This is a genomic window from Pseudomonas canadensis, from assembly GCF_000503215.1.
Classification (GTDB): domain Bacteria; phylum Pseudomonadota; class Gammaproteobacteria; order Pseudomonadales; family Pseudomonadaceae; genus Aquipseudomonas; species Aquipseudomonas canadensis.
Genome location: NZ_AYTD01000013.1, coordinates 866,613 through 885,984, shown reverse-complemented (window position 1 = coordinate 885,984; position 19,372 = coordinate 866,613). Strand labels below are relative to the sequence as shown.

5 protein-coding genes are annotated in these 19,372 nt (G+C 62.0%); 2 read left to right on the top strand and 3 right to left on the bottom strand.

What is annotated here, in order from left to right; all coding sequences use genetic code 11:
* The first annotated feature begins 52 nt into the window (after window positions 1-52).
* Together U367_RS0112910 and U367_RS1000000130500 are read left to right on the top strand one after the other, a co-directional pair.
* Window positions 53-12,943: a non-ribosomal peptide synthetase gene (locus tag U367_RS0112910; protein WP_028617291.1), complete on the top strand. Its 12,891-nt coding sequence runs from the start codon at window positions 53-55 to the stop codon at window positions 12,941-12,943.
* Window positions 12,944-13,097: 154 nt separating this feature from the next.
* Complete coding sequence (locus U367_RS1000000130500) at window positions 13,098-15,827, top strand: hypothetical protein (protein WP_050587877.1); 2,730 nt, start codon at window positions 13,098-13,100, stop codon at window positions 15,825-15,827.
* A gap of 80 nt (window positions 15,828-15,907) precedes the next feature.
* On the opposite strand, the gene dsbG is transcribed toward U367_RS1000000130500, so the two are convergent.
* The 3 genes from dsbG to dsbD are packed head-to-tail and all read right to left on the bottom strand — an operon-like array spanning window position 15,908 to window position 19,215.
* Window positions 15,908-16,669 (bottom strand): thiol:disulfide interchange protein DsbG, encoded by a 762-nt coding sequence (dsbG, locus tag U367_RS0112900; RefSeq protein WP_028617290.1) that lies wholly within the window; start codon window positions 16,667-16,669, stop codon window positions 15,908-15,910.
* Window positions 16,645-17,487, bottom strand: coding sequence for a TlpA disulfide reductase family protein (locus tag U367_RS0112895; protein WP_028617289.1), 843 nt, complete (start codon window positions 17,485-17,487; stop codon window positions 16,645-16,647). Before U367_RS0112895 ends, dsbG begins: the two co-directional genes overlap by 25 nt.
* Entirely contained in the window at window positions 17,488-19,215 is a 1,728-nt protein-coding gene (gene dsbD, locus U367_RS0112890; protein WP_028617288.1) for a protein-disulfide reductase DsbD, read from the bottom strand.
* Window positions 19,216-19,372: the final 157 nt, after the last annotated feature.

Here is a 19,372-nt window from a genome sequence, read left to right as displayed (position 1 = left end):
AAGCCCCCCGAATTCTTGAATTTCCCGTAAGCCGATTTCAGGCAGGAACCCCATGATGGACGCCTTCGAACTTCCCCGCACCCTGGTCCAGTCCCTTCAACGTCGCGCCGCGCAGACCCCGGACCAGGTCGCCCTGCGCTTCCTCGCCGAATCCGCCGAGCACAGCGTTGTGCTCAGTTACCGTGACCTGGACCAGCGCGCCCGCACCATCGCCGCCGCCTTGCAAGCCAATGCGGACCAGGGTGACCGTGCCGTGCTGTTGTTTCCCAGCGGCCCGGATTACGTTGCGGCGTTCTTTGGTTGCCTCTACGCGGGTGTGATTGCAGTGCCGGCCTATCCACCGGAGTCCACCCGTCGTCACCATCAGGAGCGCCTGCTGTCGATCATCAGCGATGCCGAGCCGCGCCTGTTGCTGACCATCGCCAGCCTCGCCGATGGCTTGTCGCAGATCGAAAACGCGCCGCCGGTATTGAGCGTCGATAGCCTGGAAAGCCTCGGCCATTGGGTCGCCCCTGACCTGCATCCGGACGACATCGCGTTCCTGCAATACACCTCTGGCTCCACCGCGCTTCCCAAGGGCGTACAAGTCAGCCACGGCAACCTGGTCGCCAACGAAGTGTTGATCCGTCGCGGTTTTGGCATCGACCTGAACCCGGATGACGTGATCGTCAGCTGGCTGCCGCTGTATCACGACATGGGCCTGATCGGCGGCCTGCTGCAACCGATCTTCAGTGGCGTGCCCTGCGTGCTGATGTCGCCAGCTTACTTCCTTGGTCGCCCCTTGCGCTGGCTGGAAGCGATCAGCGAATACGGCGGCACCATCAGCGGCGGTCCGGATTTCGCCTATCGCCTGTGCAGCGAACGGGTCAGCGAGACGGCCCTGGAACGCTTGGATCTGAGCCAATGGCGCGTGGCCTATTCCGGTTCTGAACCGATCCGCCTCGACACCCTGGAACGCTTCGCCGAGAAGTTCGCTACCTGTGGTTTTACCCCGAACAATTTCTTTGCCTCCTACGGCCTGGCCGAGGCGACCCTGTTTGTCGCTGGCGGCAGCCGTGGCCATGGCATCCCGGCGCTGCGTGTTGACGAGCAGGCCCTGGCCGCCAACCGCGCCAAACCGGGGCAGGGCAGTGCGATCATGAGCTGCGGCACCAGCCAGCCGGAACACGCGGTGCTGATCGCGGACCCCCACACCCTCACCGAGCTGGGCGACAACAGCGTCGGCGAACTCTGGGCCACCGGCCCGAGCATCGCCCACGGCTACTGGCGCAACCCCGAAGCCACCGCCAAGACCTTCGTAGAGCACGCTGGTCGTACCTGGCTGCGCACGGGCGACCTGGGCTTCATCCGTGACGGCGAGGTGTATATCACCGGACGCCTCAAGGATTTACTGATCGTACGCGGCCACAACCTGTATCCCCAGGACATCGAGCAGACCATCGAGCGCGAAGTGGAAGTGGTGCGCAAAGGCCGGGTTGCGGCATTTGCGGTAAATGAACAGGGTCTGGAAGGTATCGGCATTGCCGCCGAAATCAGCCGCAGCGTGCAGAAAATCCTACCGCCTGAAGCGCTGATCAAGGCGATCCGACAGGCCGTCGCCGAGGCGTATCAAGAGGCGCCAAGCGTGGTGGTGCTGCTCAACCCCGGCGCCTTGCCGAAGACCTCCAGCGGCAAAGTGCAGCGCGCAGCCTGTGCGCTTCGTCACAAGGACGGCAGCCTCGACAGCTATGCCCAGTTCCCCGACCTGCAAGCGCAGGTGAGCGATGGGGCGTTGGAATCCGAGTTGCACAACCAGATTGCGGCGATCTGGTGTGAGCAACTGAACATCGCAAGCGTTGCCGCCGATGATCATTTCTTCCTGCTCGGCGGCAACTCCATCACCGCCACCCAGGTGGTCGCACGCCTGCGCGAAACCCTCGGCCTGGAACTGAACCTGCGCATGCTGTTCGAAGCGCCGACCCTGGAAGGCTTCGCGGCCAACGTTGCGCAGTTGCAGCAAGACGGTGGCGTCGCCCAAGGCGCGATTCACAGCTTGCCGCGTCAAGAGGAATTGCCCCAATCCTTGGCGCAGAACCGCCTGTGGATCACCTGGCAACTGGACCCCCGCAGCAGCGCCTACACCATCCCCGGCGCGCTGCGCCTGCGCGGCGAGTTGGATGAAGACGCCGTGCGCGCCAGCTTCCAGCAATTGATCCAGCGCCACGAAGCCCTGCGTACGCGCTTCTATGAGCACGACGGCCAGGCTTTCCAGCGTGTCGATGCCAAAGCGGATTTCGAACTGCAAGTCATCGATCTCAGCGACCTGCCCGTTGCCGAGCGCGAAGCCCGTGCGCAACAGATCCGCGAAGACGAAGCGCGCACCCAGTTCGACCTGGAAAAAGGCCCGCTGCTGTGGGTGACCCTGGTGCGCCTCGACGATGAAGATCACCAACTGCTGGTGACGCTGCACCACATCATCGCCGACGGCTGGTCGCTCAATATTTTGATCGACGAATTCTCGCGCCTCTATGCCGCCGCAGCCCAAGGCCAAACCCTGGAACTGCCGCCCCTGGCCCTGCAATACGCCGACTACGGCAGTTGGCAGCGCCAATGGCTGGCCGAAGGTGAAGGCCTGCGTCAGCTGGCGTACTGGAAAGCGCAGTTGGGTGAGGAGCATCCCCCCCTCAGCCTGGCGACCGACCACCCGCGCTCGGCACACCACTGTCACACTGCCTCACGTCACACCGTGCGGCTTGGCGCGAGCCTCAGCGACGCGATTCGCCAGACAGCCCAGGCCAACGAGTCCACCCCATTCATGCTGCTGTTGGCGGCATTCCAAAGCCTGCTGCATCGCTACAGCGGCCAGCGCGACATTCGCATCGGCGTGCCCAACGCCAATCGCCCGCGCCAGGAAACCCAAGGCCTGGTCGGCTTCTTCATCAACACCCTCGTGTTGCGTGCCGAGCTGGATGGACGCCTGCCGTTCAACGAGCTATTAGCCGCGACACGCCAGGCGGCGCTGGGTGCCCAAGCCCATCAGGACCTGCCGTTCGAACAACTGCTGGAAGCCTTCCCGCAGGCCCGCGAGCAGGGCCTGTTCCAGGTCATGTTCAACCATCAGCAACGCGACCTCAGCGCCTTGCGCCGCCTGCCGGGCATGCTCGCCGACGAGTTGCCGTGGCACAGTCGCGAAGCCAAGTTCGACCTGCAACTGCACACCGAAGAAGACCGCAACGGGCGCCTGAGCCTGTCGTTCGACTACGCCGATGAACTGTTCGAAAACGCGACCATCCAGCGCCTGGCCGAGCACTACATCAACCTGTTGCACGCCGTCTGCGAGCACCCCCAGCAAGCTATCGGCGACCTTGCGCTGATGCAGCACGACGAACAGGCGCTTTACAGCGAAGCACCCTGCGCGCCAGCCCAGCAATGGCTGCCGGAGCTGCTCAACCAGCCGACCTCGGACGCCACCGCGCTGGTCTGGGACGGCGGCAGCCTGACCTTCGCCCAACTGCACACCCAGGCCAACCGCCTGGCCCATTACCTGCGCGACAAAGGCGTCGGCCCGGATGTGTGCGTGGCCATCGCCGCCGAGCGTTCGCCGCAATTGCTGGTCGGCTTGCTGGCGATCATCAAGGCCGGTGGCGCCTACGTGCCGCTGGACCCGGATTACCCCGCCGAGCGCCTGGCCTACATGCTCAAGGACAGTGGCGTACACCTGCTGCTGACCCAGACTGCGCTGCTGGAACAGGTGCCGAGTGCCGAAGGCGTTTGCGTGATCGCCATGGACAGCCTGCACCTCGATAGCTGGCCAACCCAGCCGCCCGGCCTGCACCTGCATGGCGATAACCTCGCCTACGTGATCTACACCTCCGGCTCCACCGGCCAGCCCAAAGGTGTGGGCAATACGCATGCGGCTTTGGCCGAGCGCTTGCAATGGATGCAGGCCACTTATCAACTCAATGAAACCGACGTGCTGATGCAAAAGGCGCCGATCAGTTTTGACGTGTCGGTGTGGGAATGCTTCTGGCCACTGATTACTGGATGCCGTCTGGTGCTGGCTGGCCCTGGTGAGCATCGCGACCCCCATCGCATCGCACAGTTGGTGCAGGAACACGGCGTGACCACGCTGCACTTTGTGCCGCCGCTGTTGCAGTTGTTTATCGACGAGCCGTTGGTGGCTGAATGCACCAGCCTGCGTCGCCTGTTCTCCGGCGGCGAAGCCTTGCCCGCCGAGTTGCGTAATCGCGTGTTGGCACAGTTGCCAGCGGTGCAATTGCACAACCGTTATGGCCCGACCGAAACCGCGATCAACGTGACTCACTGGCACTGCCGCGCCGAAGACGGCGAGCGCTCGCCGATTGGCCGGCCGCTGGGCAATGTGATCTGCCGTGTGCTGGATGAACAGCTCAACCCTGTGCCGTTGGGCGTGCCGGGTGAGCTGTGCATCGGCGGAATCGGCCTGGCCCGTGGTTACCTCGGACGTGCCGGGTTGACGGCGGAGCGTTTTGTTGCCGATCCCTATGGTGAAGCAGGCGCACGCTTGTATCGCACCGGTGACCGCGCCCGTTGGAATGCCGACGGCGTGATCGAGTACCTCGGTCGGCTTGATCAGCAGGTCAAGCTGCGCGGCTTTCGTGTGGAGCCGGAAGAAATCGAAGCGCGCATGCTCGCCCTGGAGGGTATCGCCCAAGCCGTGGTGCGGGTGCGTGACGGGCAGTTGATCGGTTACTTCACCGCTCAGGGCGAACTGGACGAGGAGGCTGTAAAAACCGCCCTGGCCGCCGAGCTGCCGGAGTACATGGTGCCCGCGCTGCTGATGCGTCTGGACGCCATGCCGCTGAGCCCCAGCGGCAAGCTGGACCGCCGTGCATTGCCGGAACCGGTGTGGCAAGTGCGTGAACATGTCGAACCCGAAACCGCGCTGCAACAGCAGATCGCCGCCATCTGGCGCGAAGTCCTCGGCCTGCCAAGCATCGGCCTGCGCGATGACTTCTTCGCCCTGGGCGGCCATTCGTTGCTGGCCACGCAGATCATCTCTCGCACCCGCCACGCGTGTGACGTCGAGCTGCCGTTGCGCACCCTGTTCGAAGCCAGTGAGTTGGGGGCGTTTGCCGAGCAGGTCGGCCTGATCCAAGCGTCGGGCCAGCGCAACCAACAGACTGCCATCGCCAAGGTCGACCGCAGCCAACCGGTGCCGTTGTCCTATTCCCAGCAGCGCATGTGGTTCCTGTGGCAGATGGAACCGGACAGCCCGGCCTATAACGTCGGCGGCATGGCGCGCCTGCGCGGCGTGCTGGATGTGGGGCGTTTCGAGGCGGCGTTGCAAGCGCTGATCATGCGCCACGAAACGCTGCGCACGACGTTCCCGAGCGTCGACGGTGTGGCCTATCAGAAGGTTTCGCCGCAAACGGGACTGCGCATGGACTGGCAGGATTTTTCCGCGCTGAGCGAAACCGAACGCCAACCGCGCCTGCAACAACTGGCCGATCACGAGGCGCACACGCCATTCAATCTGGAAACCGGGCCGTTGCTGCGTGCGTGCCTGGTCAAGGCCGGCGAGCAGGAACACTACCTGGTCCTGACCCTGCACCATATCGTCACCGAAGGCTGGGCCATGGACATATTTGCCCGTGAACTCAGCGCGTTGTACGGAGCCTTTATCGACGAGCGCGACTCGCCGCTGGCGCCGCTGCCCGTGCAATACCTCGACTACAGCGTGTGGCAGCGCCAGTGGCTGGAATCCGGCGAGCGTCAACGCCAATTGGATTACTGGACTGCGCAACTGGGCAATGAACACCCGCTGCTGGAACTGCCCGGCGACCGTCCGCGTCCGCCTGTGCAAAGCCACCAGGGCGAGCTGTATCGCTTCGACCTCAGCGACGACCTTGCGGCCCGTGTGCGTGCTTTCAATGCCGAACGCGGCCTTACCCTGTTCATGACCATGACCGCCACCCTGGCTGTGTTGCTCTATCGCTACAGCGGCCAGACCGACCTGCGTATCGGCGCTCCGGTCGCCAACCGCATTCGCCCGGAAAGCGAAGGCCTGATCGGCGCGTTCCTCAACACCCAGGTGCTGCGTTGCCAGCTCAATGGGCAGATGAATGTCGCTGAGTTGTTCGAGCAAGTGCGCCACACCGTGATCGAGGGTCAGTCCCATCAGGATTTGCCGTTTGACCATCTGGTGGAGGCCCTGCAACCCCCGCGCAGCGCAGCGTACAACCCGCTGTTCCAGGTGATGTGCAACGTGCAGCGCTGGGAGTTCCAGCAAAGCCGCCAACTGGCTGGCATGACCGTCGAATACCTGGCCAACGATGCCCGCGCGACCAAGTTCGACCTCAACCTGGAAGTCACCGACCTCGACCATCGCCTGGGTTGCTGCCTGACCTACAGCACCGACCTGTTCGACGAACCGCGCATTGCGCGTATGGCTGAGCATTGGCGCAACCTGCTGGAAGCCTTGATCGCGGATCCGCAGCAGCGTCTCAGCGAATTGCCGTTGCTGGGCGCGGATGAACAGCGTGTGTTGCAAGACAGCCTGGGCATCGAGAAAGGTGAGCACCGTCTCGATCAGTGCATCCACCCACTGTTCAGCCAGCAGGCGGCAGCCCGTGGCGATGCGCCGGCGCTGACCTTTGCTGGCGTGACTCTCAGCTACCGTGAACTCGACGCCCGCGCCAACCGCCTGGCCTGGATGCTGCGCGAGCGTGGGGTCGGCCCGCAGGTGCGTGTCGGCCTGGCGTTGCCGCGCTCCCTGGAAATGGTCATCGGCCTGCTGGCGATCCTCAAGGCGGGCGGCGCCTACGTGCCGCTGGACCCGGAATATCCGCTGGATCGCCTGCACTACATGATCGAAGACAGCGGCATCGGCCTGCTGCTCAGCGATGCGGCGATGTTCGAAGCCCTCGGCGAGTTGCCGGCCACCGTGGCCTGCTGGTGCCTGGAAGATGATTTGCCGGTGCTGACCAACTACCCGGCCGATGCGCTGCCGCTTGTCAGCCTGCCGCAACACCAGGCGTACTTGATCTACACCTCCGGCTCCACCGGCAAGCCGAAAGGCGTGGTGGTGTCCCACGGTGAAATCGCCATGCATTGCGCGGCGGTGATCGAGCGGTTTGGCATGCGCGCGGACGACTGCGAGCTGCACTTCTATTCGATCAACTTTGACGCCGCCACCGAGCGCCTGTTGGTGCCGCTGCTCAGCGGCGCGCAGGTGGTGTTGCGGGCTCAGGGCCAGTGGGATGCCGAGGAAATCTGCGGATTGATCCGCACCCATGGCATCAACATCCTGGGCTTCACCCCGAGCTACGGCAGCCAGTTGGCGCAGTGGTTGGCCACTCAGCAGCAGACCTTGCCGGTGCGTATGTGCATCACCGGCGGCGAAGCCCTGACCGGCGAACACTTGCAGCGCATCCGTGCCGCGTTCCAGCCGCAGGTGTTCTTCAACGCCTATGGCCCGACTGAAACCGTGGTGATGCCGCTGGCCAGCCTTGCACCGGAGCAGTTGGAGGAGGGCGCCGCCAGCGTGCCGATCGGCAGCATCATCGGTGACCGCGTGGCTTACATTCTCGACGCCGACCTGGCCCTGGTGCCGCAAGGCGCGACCGGCGAGTTGTACGTCGGCGGGGCGGGCCTGGCCCAGGGTTATCACCAGCGTCCGGGCATGACCGCCGAACGTTTTGTCGCGGACCCGTTTGCGCGCAACGGCGGGCGCCTGTACCGCACCGGTGACCTGGTGCGCCAACGCGCCGATGGCCTGGTGGAGTACCTGGGGCGGATCGACCATCAGGTGAAAGTCCGTGGTTTCCGTATCGAGCTGGGCGAGATCGAAACCCGTCTGCTGGAACATGCAGCCGTGCGCGAAGCGGTGGTGCTGGCGTTGGATTCGCCGAGCGGCAAACAGCTGGTTGCGTATCTGGTCAGCGATGCCGAGCACGGCGCGCTGCGTGACGCGCTGAAGGCCCATCTCAAGGCGCAACTGCCGGACTACATGGTGCCCGCGCACCTGATCGTGCTGGACAGCATGCCGCTGACCGCCAATGGCAAGCTCGACCGCCGTGCCCTGCCGCAACCAGATCCTGAGGCAAACCGCCAAACATATGTGGCGCCACGCAATGAACTTGAAAGCACCCTGGCTGCGATCTGGTGTGCGGTACTGAACGTGCAGCAAGTCGGGCTGGACGATAACTTCTTTGAGCTGGGTGGCGACTCGATCCTGTCGATCCAGGTGGTCAGCCGTGCGCGGCAGGCCGGGATTCATTTCAGCCCGCGTGATCTGTTCCAGCACCAGACCGTGCAGACCCTGGCCGCCGTAGCCACGCGTTCCGAGCAAATCACCGCAGAGCAAGGCGTGCTTACCGGCCCTTCGGGCCTGACGCCAATTCAGCATTGGTTCTTCGACACCGAGATCCCGAACCGTCAGCACTGGAACCAGGCGCTGGTCCTCAAGCCGCTGCAACTGCTCGATCCCCATCGCCTGGAGCAAGCGCTGCTGGCAGTGCTGGAACATCACGACGCCCTGCGCCTGAGCTTCTGCCAGCGCGACGCGCAATGGCACGCCGAGCATTTGGCCGTGCCGGAAGGCGGCGTGTTGATGCAGGCGCAAGTGCGCGACATGGCGCACTGCACCGCGCTGTTCACCGACACCCAACGCAGCCTCGACCTGCAACACGGCCCGCTGTTGCGTGCTTTGCTGGTGGACGGTCCCGAGGGGCAGCAACGGTTGCTGATCGCGATCCATCATCTGGTGGTGGACGGTGTGTCGTGGCGCGTGTTGTTGGAAGACCTGCAAAACGTCTACCGTCAACTCAGCGACGGTCAGTCCGTCAGCCTGCCGGCCAAGACCAGCGCCTTGCGTGACTGGGCCGCGCGTTTGCAGGCCTATGCCGGCAGCGAATCCCTGCGTGAAGAATTGAGCGTCTGGCAAGACCAATTGGCTGGGCCGGAAACCGTATTGCCGGTGGCCCGTCCGCAAGGTTCGCTGCGTAATCGCGATGCCGACACCGTCAGCGTGCGCCTGGATGCCGAACACACTCGCCAGTTGCTGCAACAGGCGCCAAGTGCCTACCGCACCCAGGTCAACGACCTGTTGCTGACCGCCTTGGCCCGCGTGTTGTGCCGCTGGAGCGGCCACCCTTCGGCGTTGATCCAACTGGAAGGCCACGGCCGCGAAACCCTGTTCGATGAAATCGACCTGACCCGCAGCGTCGGCTGGTTCACCAGCGCCTATCCGCTGCGCCTGACCCCGCTCGCCGGGCAGGGCGATTCGATCAAGGCGATCAAGGAACAACTGCGCGGCGTGCCACATAAAGGCCTGGGCTATGGCGTGCTGCGCTACCTGGCCGATGACCTGTGCAAACAGAGCATGGCTGTGCTGCCGAGCGCACAGATCACCTTCAACTACCTCGGTCAGTTCGACCAGAGTTTCGGCGCCGATGCGCTGTTCCATCCGCTGGACGAGCCCGCCGGCCTGGCCCATGACCCGGACGCGCCGCTGCCCAACGAGTTGAGCGTCGACAGCCAGGTGTACGGCGGTGAACTGGTGCTGCGCTGGACCTTCAGCCGCGAACGCCATGATCAACAGAGCATCCATGAACTGGCAGATGCCTATCTCGCTGAGCTGCAAAGCCTGGTCGCGCATTGCCTGCAAGACGATGCCGGTGGCCTCACGCCGTCCGACTTCCCGCTGGCGCACCTGACCCAATCGCAACTCGACAGCTTGCCGATTGCCGCCAGCGCCATCGAAGACGTCTACCCGCTGACCCCCATGCAGGAAGGCCTGCTGCTGCACACCCTGTTGGAGCCCGGCACCGGCCTCTACTACATGCAGGACCGCTACCGCATCAACAGCGCCCTCGACCCCGAGCGTTTCGCCCAGGCCTGGCAGGCGGTGATCGCCCGTCACGAAGCCCTGCGCGCCTCGTTCTGCTGGAACGTCGGCGAAGACATGCTGCAAGTGATCCACAAACCGGGCAGCACGCCGATTGAATACCTGGACTGGAGCAACGACCCGGAAAGCGAACAGGAACCACGCCTGCAAGCGCTGCTCAAGCAAGAGCGCGAAGCCGGTTTCGATCTGCTCAACCAGGCACCGTTCCACCTGCGCCTGATCCGCGTCGGCGCCGAGCGCTACTGGTTCATGATGAGTAACCACCACATCCTTATCGATGCCTGGTGCCGTTCGTTGCTGATGAATGACTTCTTCGAGCTCTACATGGCCCTCGGTGAAGGCCGCGACGCGCATCTGGCCACACCGCCGCGTTATCGCGACTACATCGCCTGGCTGCAACGCCAGAACCTGAATGAGGCACGCCAATGGTGGCAGCAGAACCTGCAAGGCTTCGAACGCACCACGCCGATCCCGAGCGACCGGCCGTTCCTGCGTGAGCACGCGGGCCACAGCGGCGGCATGGTGGTGGGCGACTGCTACACCCGCCTCGACGCCCGCGACGGTGCGCAACTGCGCGAACTGGCCCAGGCTCACCAACTGACCGTCAACACGTTTGCCCAGGCGGCATGGGCGCTGGTGCTGCGTCGCCTGAGCGGCGATCGCGACGTGTTGTTCGGTGTGACCGTGGCCGGCCGCCCGGTGGAAATGCCGGAGATGCAACGCACCGTCGGCCTGTTCATCAACAGCATCGCCCTGCGTGTGAAACTGCCCGAGGATGACCAGCGTTGCAGCGTGCGCCAGTGGCTGAGTGGTTTGCTCGACAGCAATATGCAACTGCGCGAGTACGAATACCTGCCGCTGGTGACGATTCAGGAACACAGCGAACTGCCCAAGGGCCAGCCGCTGTTCGACAGCCTGTTCGTGTTCGAAAACGCCCCGGTGGAAGTCTCGGTGCTGGACCGCGCACAAAGCCTGAATGCCACCTCGGATTCCGGCCGCACCCACACCAACTTCCCGCTGACGGCCGTGTGTTATCCGGGCGATGACCTGGGCTTGCACCTGTCTTACGACCAGCGCTACTTCGACGAAACCACCGTGCAAGGCATGCTCGGCGAATTCAAGCGCCTGCTGCTGGCGTTGGTCCAAGGCTTCCATGGCGACATGGCCGACCTGCCGCTGATTGGCGAGCAGGAGCGTGAGTTCCTGGTAGAGGGCTGCAACCAGAGTGAGCATGTTTACCCGCTGGAGCGCAGCTACATCGAACTGTTCGAAGAACAGGTCGCCGCGCATCCACAGCGCATTGCCGCCAGTTGCCTTGATCAGCAATGGAGCTATGACGAACTGAACCGCCGCAGCAACGGCCTCGGCCACGCGCTGATAGCCGCGGGTGTCGGTCTGGATCAGCCGGTGGCATTGCTGGCCGAACGTAATCTCGACCTGCTCGGCATGATCATCGGCAGCTTCAAGGCGGGTGCAGGCTACTTACCGCTGGACCCAGGCCTGCCCAGCCAGCGCCTGCGCAGCATCATCGACCTGAGTCGTACGCCGTTGCTGGTCTGCACCGAAGCATCCCGCGAGCAGGCCATCGAATTGCTGGAGGGTTTCGACTGCCAGTTGCTGGTGTGGGAAGAGATACCGGCACGGGGCGAAAACCCCGGCGTCTACAGTCGCCCGGACAACCTTGCCTATGTGATCTACACCTCGGGCTCCACCGGCCTGCCCAAAGGCGTGATGGTGGAACAGCGCGGCATGCTCAATAACCAGTTGAGCAAGGTGCCATACCTGGCCTTGAGCGACGTCGATGTGATCGCGCAGACCGCGTCGCAAAGCTTCGATATTTCCGTGTGGCAGTTCCTTGCCGCGCCGCTGTTTGGCGCGCGGGTGGATATCGTGCCGAACACCATCGCGCATGATCCCCAAGGCCTGCTGGAACACGTTCAGACCCAAGGGATCACCGTGCTGGAAAGCGTGCCATCACTGATCCAGGGCATGTTGGCCCAGGACCGCATCAGCCTGGATGGCCTGCGCTGGATGCTGCCAACCGGCGAAGCGATGCCACCGGAACTGGCGCATCAGTGGTTGTTGCGTTACCCCGAGATCGGGCTGGTGAACGCTTATGGTCCGGCGGAATGTTCGGACGATGTGGCGTTCTATCGCGTCGACCTGGCGTCTACCCGTGGCACCTACTTGCCGATTGGTACGCCGACCGACAACAACCGCTTGTACTTGCTCGATGGCGCGCTGGAACTGGTGCCGCAAGGCGCAGTTGGCGAGTTGTGCGTCGCCGGTACCGGTGTCGGTCGCGGTTACGTCAGCGATCCGCTGCGCACCGCGCCGGTATTTGTACCCAACCCGTTCGGCGCGCCCGGCGAACGCCTCTACCGCACCGGCGACCTCGCGCGCCGTCGCAGTGACGGTGTGCTGGAATACGTCGGGCGTGTCGACCATCAAGTGAAGATTCGCGGCTACCGCATCGAACTGGGTGAAATCGAAGCGCGCCTGCACGAACAACCGGAAGTGCGCGATGCGGCGGTAGGCGTGCAGGAAGGCGTCAACGGCAAGCATCTGGTCGGCTACCTGGTGGCGGCGGATGAGGCACTGAACCCAAGCGAACGCCTCGACCGCATCAAGCAACGCCTGCGTGCTGAACTGCCGGAATACATGGTGCCGCTGCACTGGCTGTGGCTCGACCGCCTGCCGCTCAACGCCAATGGCAAACTCGACCGCAAGGCGTTGCCTGCGCTGGAGATCGGCCAGTTGCAGAGCCAGGACTACCTGGCGCCTCGCAACGAGCTGGAAACCACCTTGGCCGCGATCTGGGCCGAAGTGCTGAAGGTTGAGCGGGTAGGGGTGCAAGACAACTTCTTCGAGCTGGGCGGGCATTCGTTGCTGGCCACGCAGATTGCCTCGCGGGTGCAGAAGACCTTGCAGCGGGACGTGCCGCTGCGGGCGATGTTCGAGTGCAGCACGGTAGGCGAGTTGGCTGAGTATATCGACGGGTTGGCAGCGAATGACATCAGTGCCGAGAAGGTGGATCGGTTGAGTGATTTGATGGCGGAGTTGGAGGGGTTGTGAGGGGGGCGTTGGTCGGTCAATGCCTGGTTTTGCGTCAGAACTGTCAATTCTGACAGTAGGCAGGGGCGAATAATTAGAACTTACTCAAGGGCGTGCCTTGGCCGGACTGGGCTGGTCGAGGATACCTACCTCTCTTGAACATGGAGTTCTGAAAATGGCCAAGCAAACATCTACTCCTGAAACCCCCTCAAGTACCGACAGTGCGTCAACGCCACAAACCCTTGAATCAATTACGCCACAGCCGCAGGCGCTGGAAGTCGATGCGCCAATCATCTCCAGTGAGCGGTATGGGACGATTACGGCAGAAGCGATGGAGGAGGACTCATACCTGACTGTCGACTCGCGCATGGACAGGTTGGACATCACCGTAACGTTCAGCATAAAGGGGGCGCCAGAGATCCGATTGAATGATGTTGTTGACTCAAGCGGGCAGCCGGGTGCCAGGAGAATCCGGATTCCGCAGAAACACCTGACCATGTCCATGGGGTCCACGCTGGTCGTAGGGTACAAGGGCACAGTGAGCGGTAAACCAGCTGTGTCACTGGTCAAGGAAGTGGGGGTGAGTTTTTACTCTGCGGAACAAATTAAAGCGCTAGCGCCTCGATTAAGAGATGAAAAGATATTCCAAAATACGCCTACTTATGACATGCACGATCACAAAGGCGATGAGATAGTTGAAATACCCATTCCTCCACTTGCTCAGGTTGAAGATAAAATTTATTGCAGTGTCGTTCTTGAGCAATTCAGTGGAAAACCCGTTTTCTATATCGTGGTTTATGGGTATGCATTAACGCTCGAAGATATAGCATCAGGCAAAAAACTTGAATTTCCGATTCCTCGTGGCTGGCTGGCACGTCAAAAACCACGCTACGAATCAATTACTTGTCAGGCTGCCTGGATCACCAGTGGCGAGAAGCCCCAACCGCCGGCTGAAGTTGAAAATCCTGATGAAGAGACCCGTCTTCCCAGGAATGCGCTTCAAATTCAACATCGTCGTACCGCTGCTTTCATTGGGGATCAAGGCCTGGAAAATTTGAAGCCGCCCCATTTGCGGCAGTCGGTGCTGTACAGCCGCGAGTGGCACCTTAACCCCGCGCTCACTAAAAACGGTGGGGAGGTCGATGTACCCAACCTGGACACCTATGCAGGCGACCATGTCTGTTTCACCTTGAGCGGGGCGGGCTACGACTCCAAGCCGCTCGGCTGTGTGACAATCGCCAACGACGGCGATATGGCGACCGTTGAACTGTCGGCCTGTGACATTGCGTGTTTCTTCAATAAAAAAATGACACTGTCCTACACCCTTGAATTCCCGAATGGTGAGGAGCCTCAGACATCACCCGAACAGGTCGTTAATGTGTCAGCGCCTGAGTTTCCCCATTCTGACATCGAGCAGGCAACGGGCACAGTTCTGGACCTCAGGACGTTTGCTGGGGGTGCAACCGCTCTGGTTCCGGTATGGGATTACGCAGAGTGTTCGAAATGTTGCTGGATGTGGATCACTGGTGAATATGAAGACGGTGCTGTCTACCGATTCGATGTTTTGGTGGGTGCGCCTGTTACAGACGAGTGGAAAGAGAGCGGAGTTGATGCGCCTATCCTAAGAGCAGACCTGAAAAAGCTGGCCGATTGCAGCGAGTTTGAGCTGCATTTTGCAGTGAGCTTTTGTGAGGCGATCGAGCTGGAGAACGCTCACGAGTTTCCTGCCCAGACGTTCAAAATCGAGCAGGAGCCTCTGGTCCTGACTCCACCCAAAGTAACAGAGGCCGTGGGCCCCAACTTGACGGCTTACAACGGGCGCGCCGGCGTCCATGTCGAAGTGGATTATGTGGGTAACCACTCCAAGCACTCCATCAGTGTCTGCTGGAAAAGACCGAATGGCACTTGCTGGCCGTTGGTATCGAAACCGGGCAGCTCCTCGGGAGCTGTCATCTTCGCACTGCCTGCGGAAGCAGTGATCGAGAGTATGGGGACAACGGTAGAAATCGTTTACACCGTTACGACCGCGTGTAAGGTGCAGACGTCTCCTCCGTTGAATTTGACGATCAGTCTTCCAGTGCGTCTAGAAACTCCGAATGCGTTGGAGGCCGTTCCGGCGAAGACTCAGAACGGTGTCTTGGACCTGAGGACTTTTACCGGAAATGCCAATTCTCTTGAAGACACGATGTGGTTTTTGCGGGCTGGTCATATCTGTTGGTTGGACGCAACTGGGACGAAAAAGGACGGTACGCCTTATTCTTTCACTGTCTACGCGGCCAGGGTCATTACTGCTGGTGAGTTGACTGCGGGGGTGGCCGGTCCTCTATTGCGATCTGAGTTGGATAAGCTGGGAGACGCTACCCACTTGAACTTTGTGTTTAGAGTGGCGACGGATGGCAGTGCAAACAAAAGCAATGCTGTGGTCTGTCCATCAAGGGTGTTGATCGTGCGTGTCATCACGATGGTTACAGAAACATTTGAGAGTCTTGCGGGAGGCTACTACCCCGCGGGTACCATTTTGAACACGCCGCTCATGACTGTCAGTCATAGCTCGGCGACCCTGGGTGTCCATGGTGCTTTGAGCAGCGAACCAGGTATGACGTCTGGAAACGCTATCGCTTTTTCCTGCTCCGTAGGCGAGGGGCATTTGCCACGTCAGCAAGTAGTTTTTGCACTTAAAGCAGGCTACCAGCGGATAGAACTTGCCTATATGCGGCATGTTTATTACGGCAAGTTTGAGTACTTCAATGCTTCGGGAGACAAGCTCGGCGAGCGCGTGCTTTCGGCAGGCTTTCCCATGAATAGTTGGGTTGATTTCTCAGCTCCAAGCGGGCAACTGATTACAAAAATCGTGGTGACCACAGAGCAGCACTCGTATACCGATAACTGGAGGCTCTACAGCTAAGTGTTGGATAAAGGCCTCCTTCCAGCATCAGAAGGAGGCCTCTATTTGATTAACAGCCCCTTTGGCAGTAAACGGTGGCGCTATTTTGGCCCCATGATCTTGCCTAGTTTCTCCGGCGAAGGCGCCCCCTGCTGCTGCTGCAACCCACCCTTGTCATCCAGATAGAAAATCGCCGGCGTCGCCGACAACTCCAGCTCGTCCATCAACTTCATGTTGTTATCAAGCTTGGCCTCGATATCCGCCGGAATCTTGTCGAGTGCCTGCAACTTGCTGCCCTTGCCAGCGGCTTCATGCTCTTCCAAGGCCTTTTGCGGGTCCTTGGCGGCGAACAGCGCGGCGGATTTGCCTGGGCTGTCTTCGCGGATGATACCGACCATGATGTGGCGCAACTGCACCTTGCCGGCCTTTACCCACGGGCGGGCTTGTTCCCAGAACATGTTGCAGTAAGGGCAGTTAGGGTCGCTGAACAGGTAGACGATGCGTGGGGCTTTAACATCGCCGTCCTGGATCCAGCTGCTTTTTTCCATCTTGGCCCAGACTTCCTTGGCCATCGGCGCGTACACCAGTTTCTCCAGCGGCGCGCTGCTCAGGTCGTTGCCCTGGGCGTCGTACAGGTTGCCGGCGATCACGCTTTTGCCGTCGGCGGTCAGGTACAGGGCCATGCCACGGTTCTGGTACTGGGCGGCGTAGCCGGTGAGGCCGCTGGGGGCGTCGAACTTGCCGAGGATTTTGGCGCCCTTGGCTTCGATCTGTTTGATCGGCGCCGGCCAGTCTTCGGCCTGGGCCAGGGTGGCCGCAAGCGTCAGCGGCAGCGAGATCAGCAGGTGGCGGAGGCTTGGCATGTCGGTTTCCTTATTGTGGCGTCGAAGGGTTCCATGGCACGGGCCAGGCTGGCCTGGGACAGTTCACCGAGGTGGCTGTTGATCAGGCGCCCATCGGCTTGGTAGAACAGGGTGGTCGGTAAGGCCATCGAGCCAACGGCCTGGCCGAGGCGGCCGCTGGCGTCGAACAGCACGTTGTCGAGGGTCAGGCCTTGCGTGGCGAGGAAGGTGCTGACGCTCTGCATGCTTTCGGCCTGGTTGACGAACAGGAAGGTCACGTCGGGGCGTTGATGCTGGGCACGTTCCAGCACCGGCATCTCGCGACGGCACGGCGGGCACCAGGTGGCCCACAGGTTGATCACCAGCGGGCCGCCTTTGTAATCGGCCAGTTGCACCACGTCGCCATTGGCGTTGCGCAAGGTGATGTCCGGCAGTTGCGAGCCTTTGTCGTAGAGGCTCAGGGACAAACTGGTCAGGCCCCAGAACACCAGGCCGGTGATCACCCCGGCGCCCAGCGGCTTGCGCAGGGCCGGGCGGCGCCAGCCGTAGAGCAGCGCACCCAGGATCAGCGCGATCACACCCGGCCAGGCGAGGAAGCCGCCGTCACGCAGGTCGACCATCTGCAGCGGAGCGTGGCTGTAATCACTCCAGTACATCAGCACAAAGCTGACGCGGGCCACCAACATGCCCAGCAGGAACAGGCTGAACAGCACCGATTCCGGGTTTTCACCACCACGCTTGGCCACGCGCCAGCCCACCAGGGTGGCGAGAATCAGCGCACTGATCAGCAGGATGTGATTCAGGGCGATGGCGAAGGTGCCGATGGTCAGGGTCAGCATTCAGAGGGCGTCCCGTGTTTGCGTCCAGCGTTGCAGGAAGGCGGCGGCATCCACTTCGCCGGTGATGCGTTGGGCACGGCGTTCTTCACCGTCCGGGCCGATCCACACGAAGCTCGGAGGGCCGGGGACTTTATAGCGGCCGAGCAGCTCGCGGCTGGCGGCGTTGTCGGCGGTGACGTCCAGGCGCAGCAGGCGTACGTCTTTCAGGGCAGCCATCACCTCGGGTTTGCCGAACACCTGTTTTTCCATGATCTTGCACGACACACACCAGTCAGCGTAATAGTCCACCAACACCCACTGGCCTTGGGCCTTGGCGCTGTCGAGCTGGCTTTGCAGCACGGCGGGGTCGCTGATGGTCATGAAGGCGTCGTGGGCGCTCGGCGCGGCGGCGGTCCGCGAACCGCTGTAGACCTTCAACGGTTGCCACAGGTCATCGCTGCCACCGGCTGCGCCCACCACCAGTACCGCTCCCCACAGGCCGAGCACCAGGGAACCGGCGCCAAACACCTTGGCGGCCAGGCCGTATTCGCGGGCCAGGGTCCAGCCGCAGTAGGCCATCACCAGCGCGAGCGTGCCCCACAGGCCGATCCACAAGCTTTCATCGAGCACCGGACGGATCATCAGCACGGCGGTGCCGAGGAACAGGAAGCCGAAGATGCCCTTGAGCACATTCATCCAGGTGCCTGGCTTGGGCAGGAAGCGATTGCCCACGGTCACCAGCAGCAACAGCGGAATGCCGATGCCGATGCCCATGGCGAACAGGATCAGGCCACCGTGCAGTGCATTGCCGCTCTGGGCGATGTACAGCAGGGCGCCGGCGAGTGGTGCGGTCATGCACGGGCCCACCAGCAGGCCGGACAAGGCGCCGAGAACTCCCGCGCCGACCAGGCTGCCGCCGCTTTGCTGGCGGCTGACGTTGTCCAGGCGGTCACGCAGGAAGACCGGCAGTTGCAGTTCAAAGAAGCCAAACATCGGCAAGGCGAGGATCACGAACAGCGCAGAGAAACTGCCGAGGATCCATGGGGTTTGCAGGAGCGCGGCGAGGTTGGCGCCAAGCAACGCAGCCAATACGCCGAGCGCGGCATACACCAGCGCCATGCACACGACGTAGCTGCTGGCCAAGGCAAACCCGCGACGCGGGCTGGCGCCACTGCCTACCACCAAACCGGCGAGAATCGGCAGCATCGGCAATGAACACGGGGCAAAGGCCAACAGCAGTCCCAAGCCAAAGAAAATCAGCAGGCTCCAACCCAGGCTGCGTTGTTGCAGGCCACTGGCCAGACTCTGATCCTGAGCTTCGGCGGTCGCGGCGACGGCCGGGTTGCCGCCCAGGTCCACGGTGATCGACTGCGGCGGATAGCACAGGCCCGCATCGGCACAGCCCTGCCAGCCGAGCTTGACCTGCCCGGTAGCGCCAGCCGGGATCTTCACTTCCAGGCCCTGGCGATACACCTCCTGGTCGCCGAAGAATTCATCGCTATGCGCCTCGCCTTGCGGCAACGCGGGCTTCTCGGCCAGGCCATCGAATTTCATGCGTTGCTTGTACAGGTAATAACCGTCGGCAATCTGCCAGTACAGCTGGGTCTCGCCACTTTCAAGACGTTCGGAGGTAAAGGTGAAGGCTTTGCCCACCGGCAGGAAGTCGGGTTTGGTCTCAAACGGATTGCCCGGCGCGGCCTGGGCGAATCCCGCGAACAACACCAGCAGAAAGGTAAACAGATGCCGCATGGTCAAGCCTTAGTTCGATGCAAGTAGGCACACAATGTGTGGCGTTGATTAACCGATGATTAACCACGGCTATTCTAGATTGAGTGTGGGGTGTTTAGCGGCATAATCTGCGCTTAATCCGCTGCCCCTTTAATCTCCCCATCTTTCATGAAGGGTT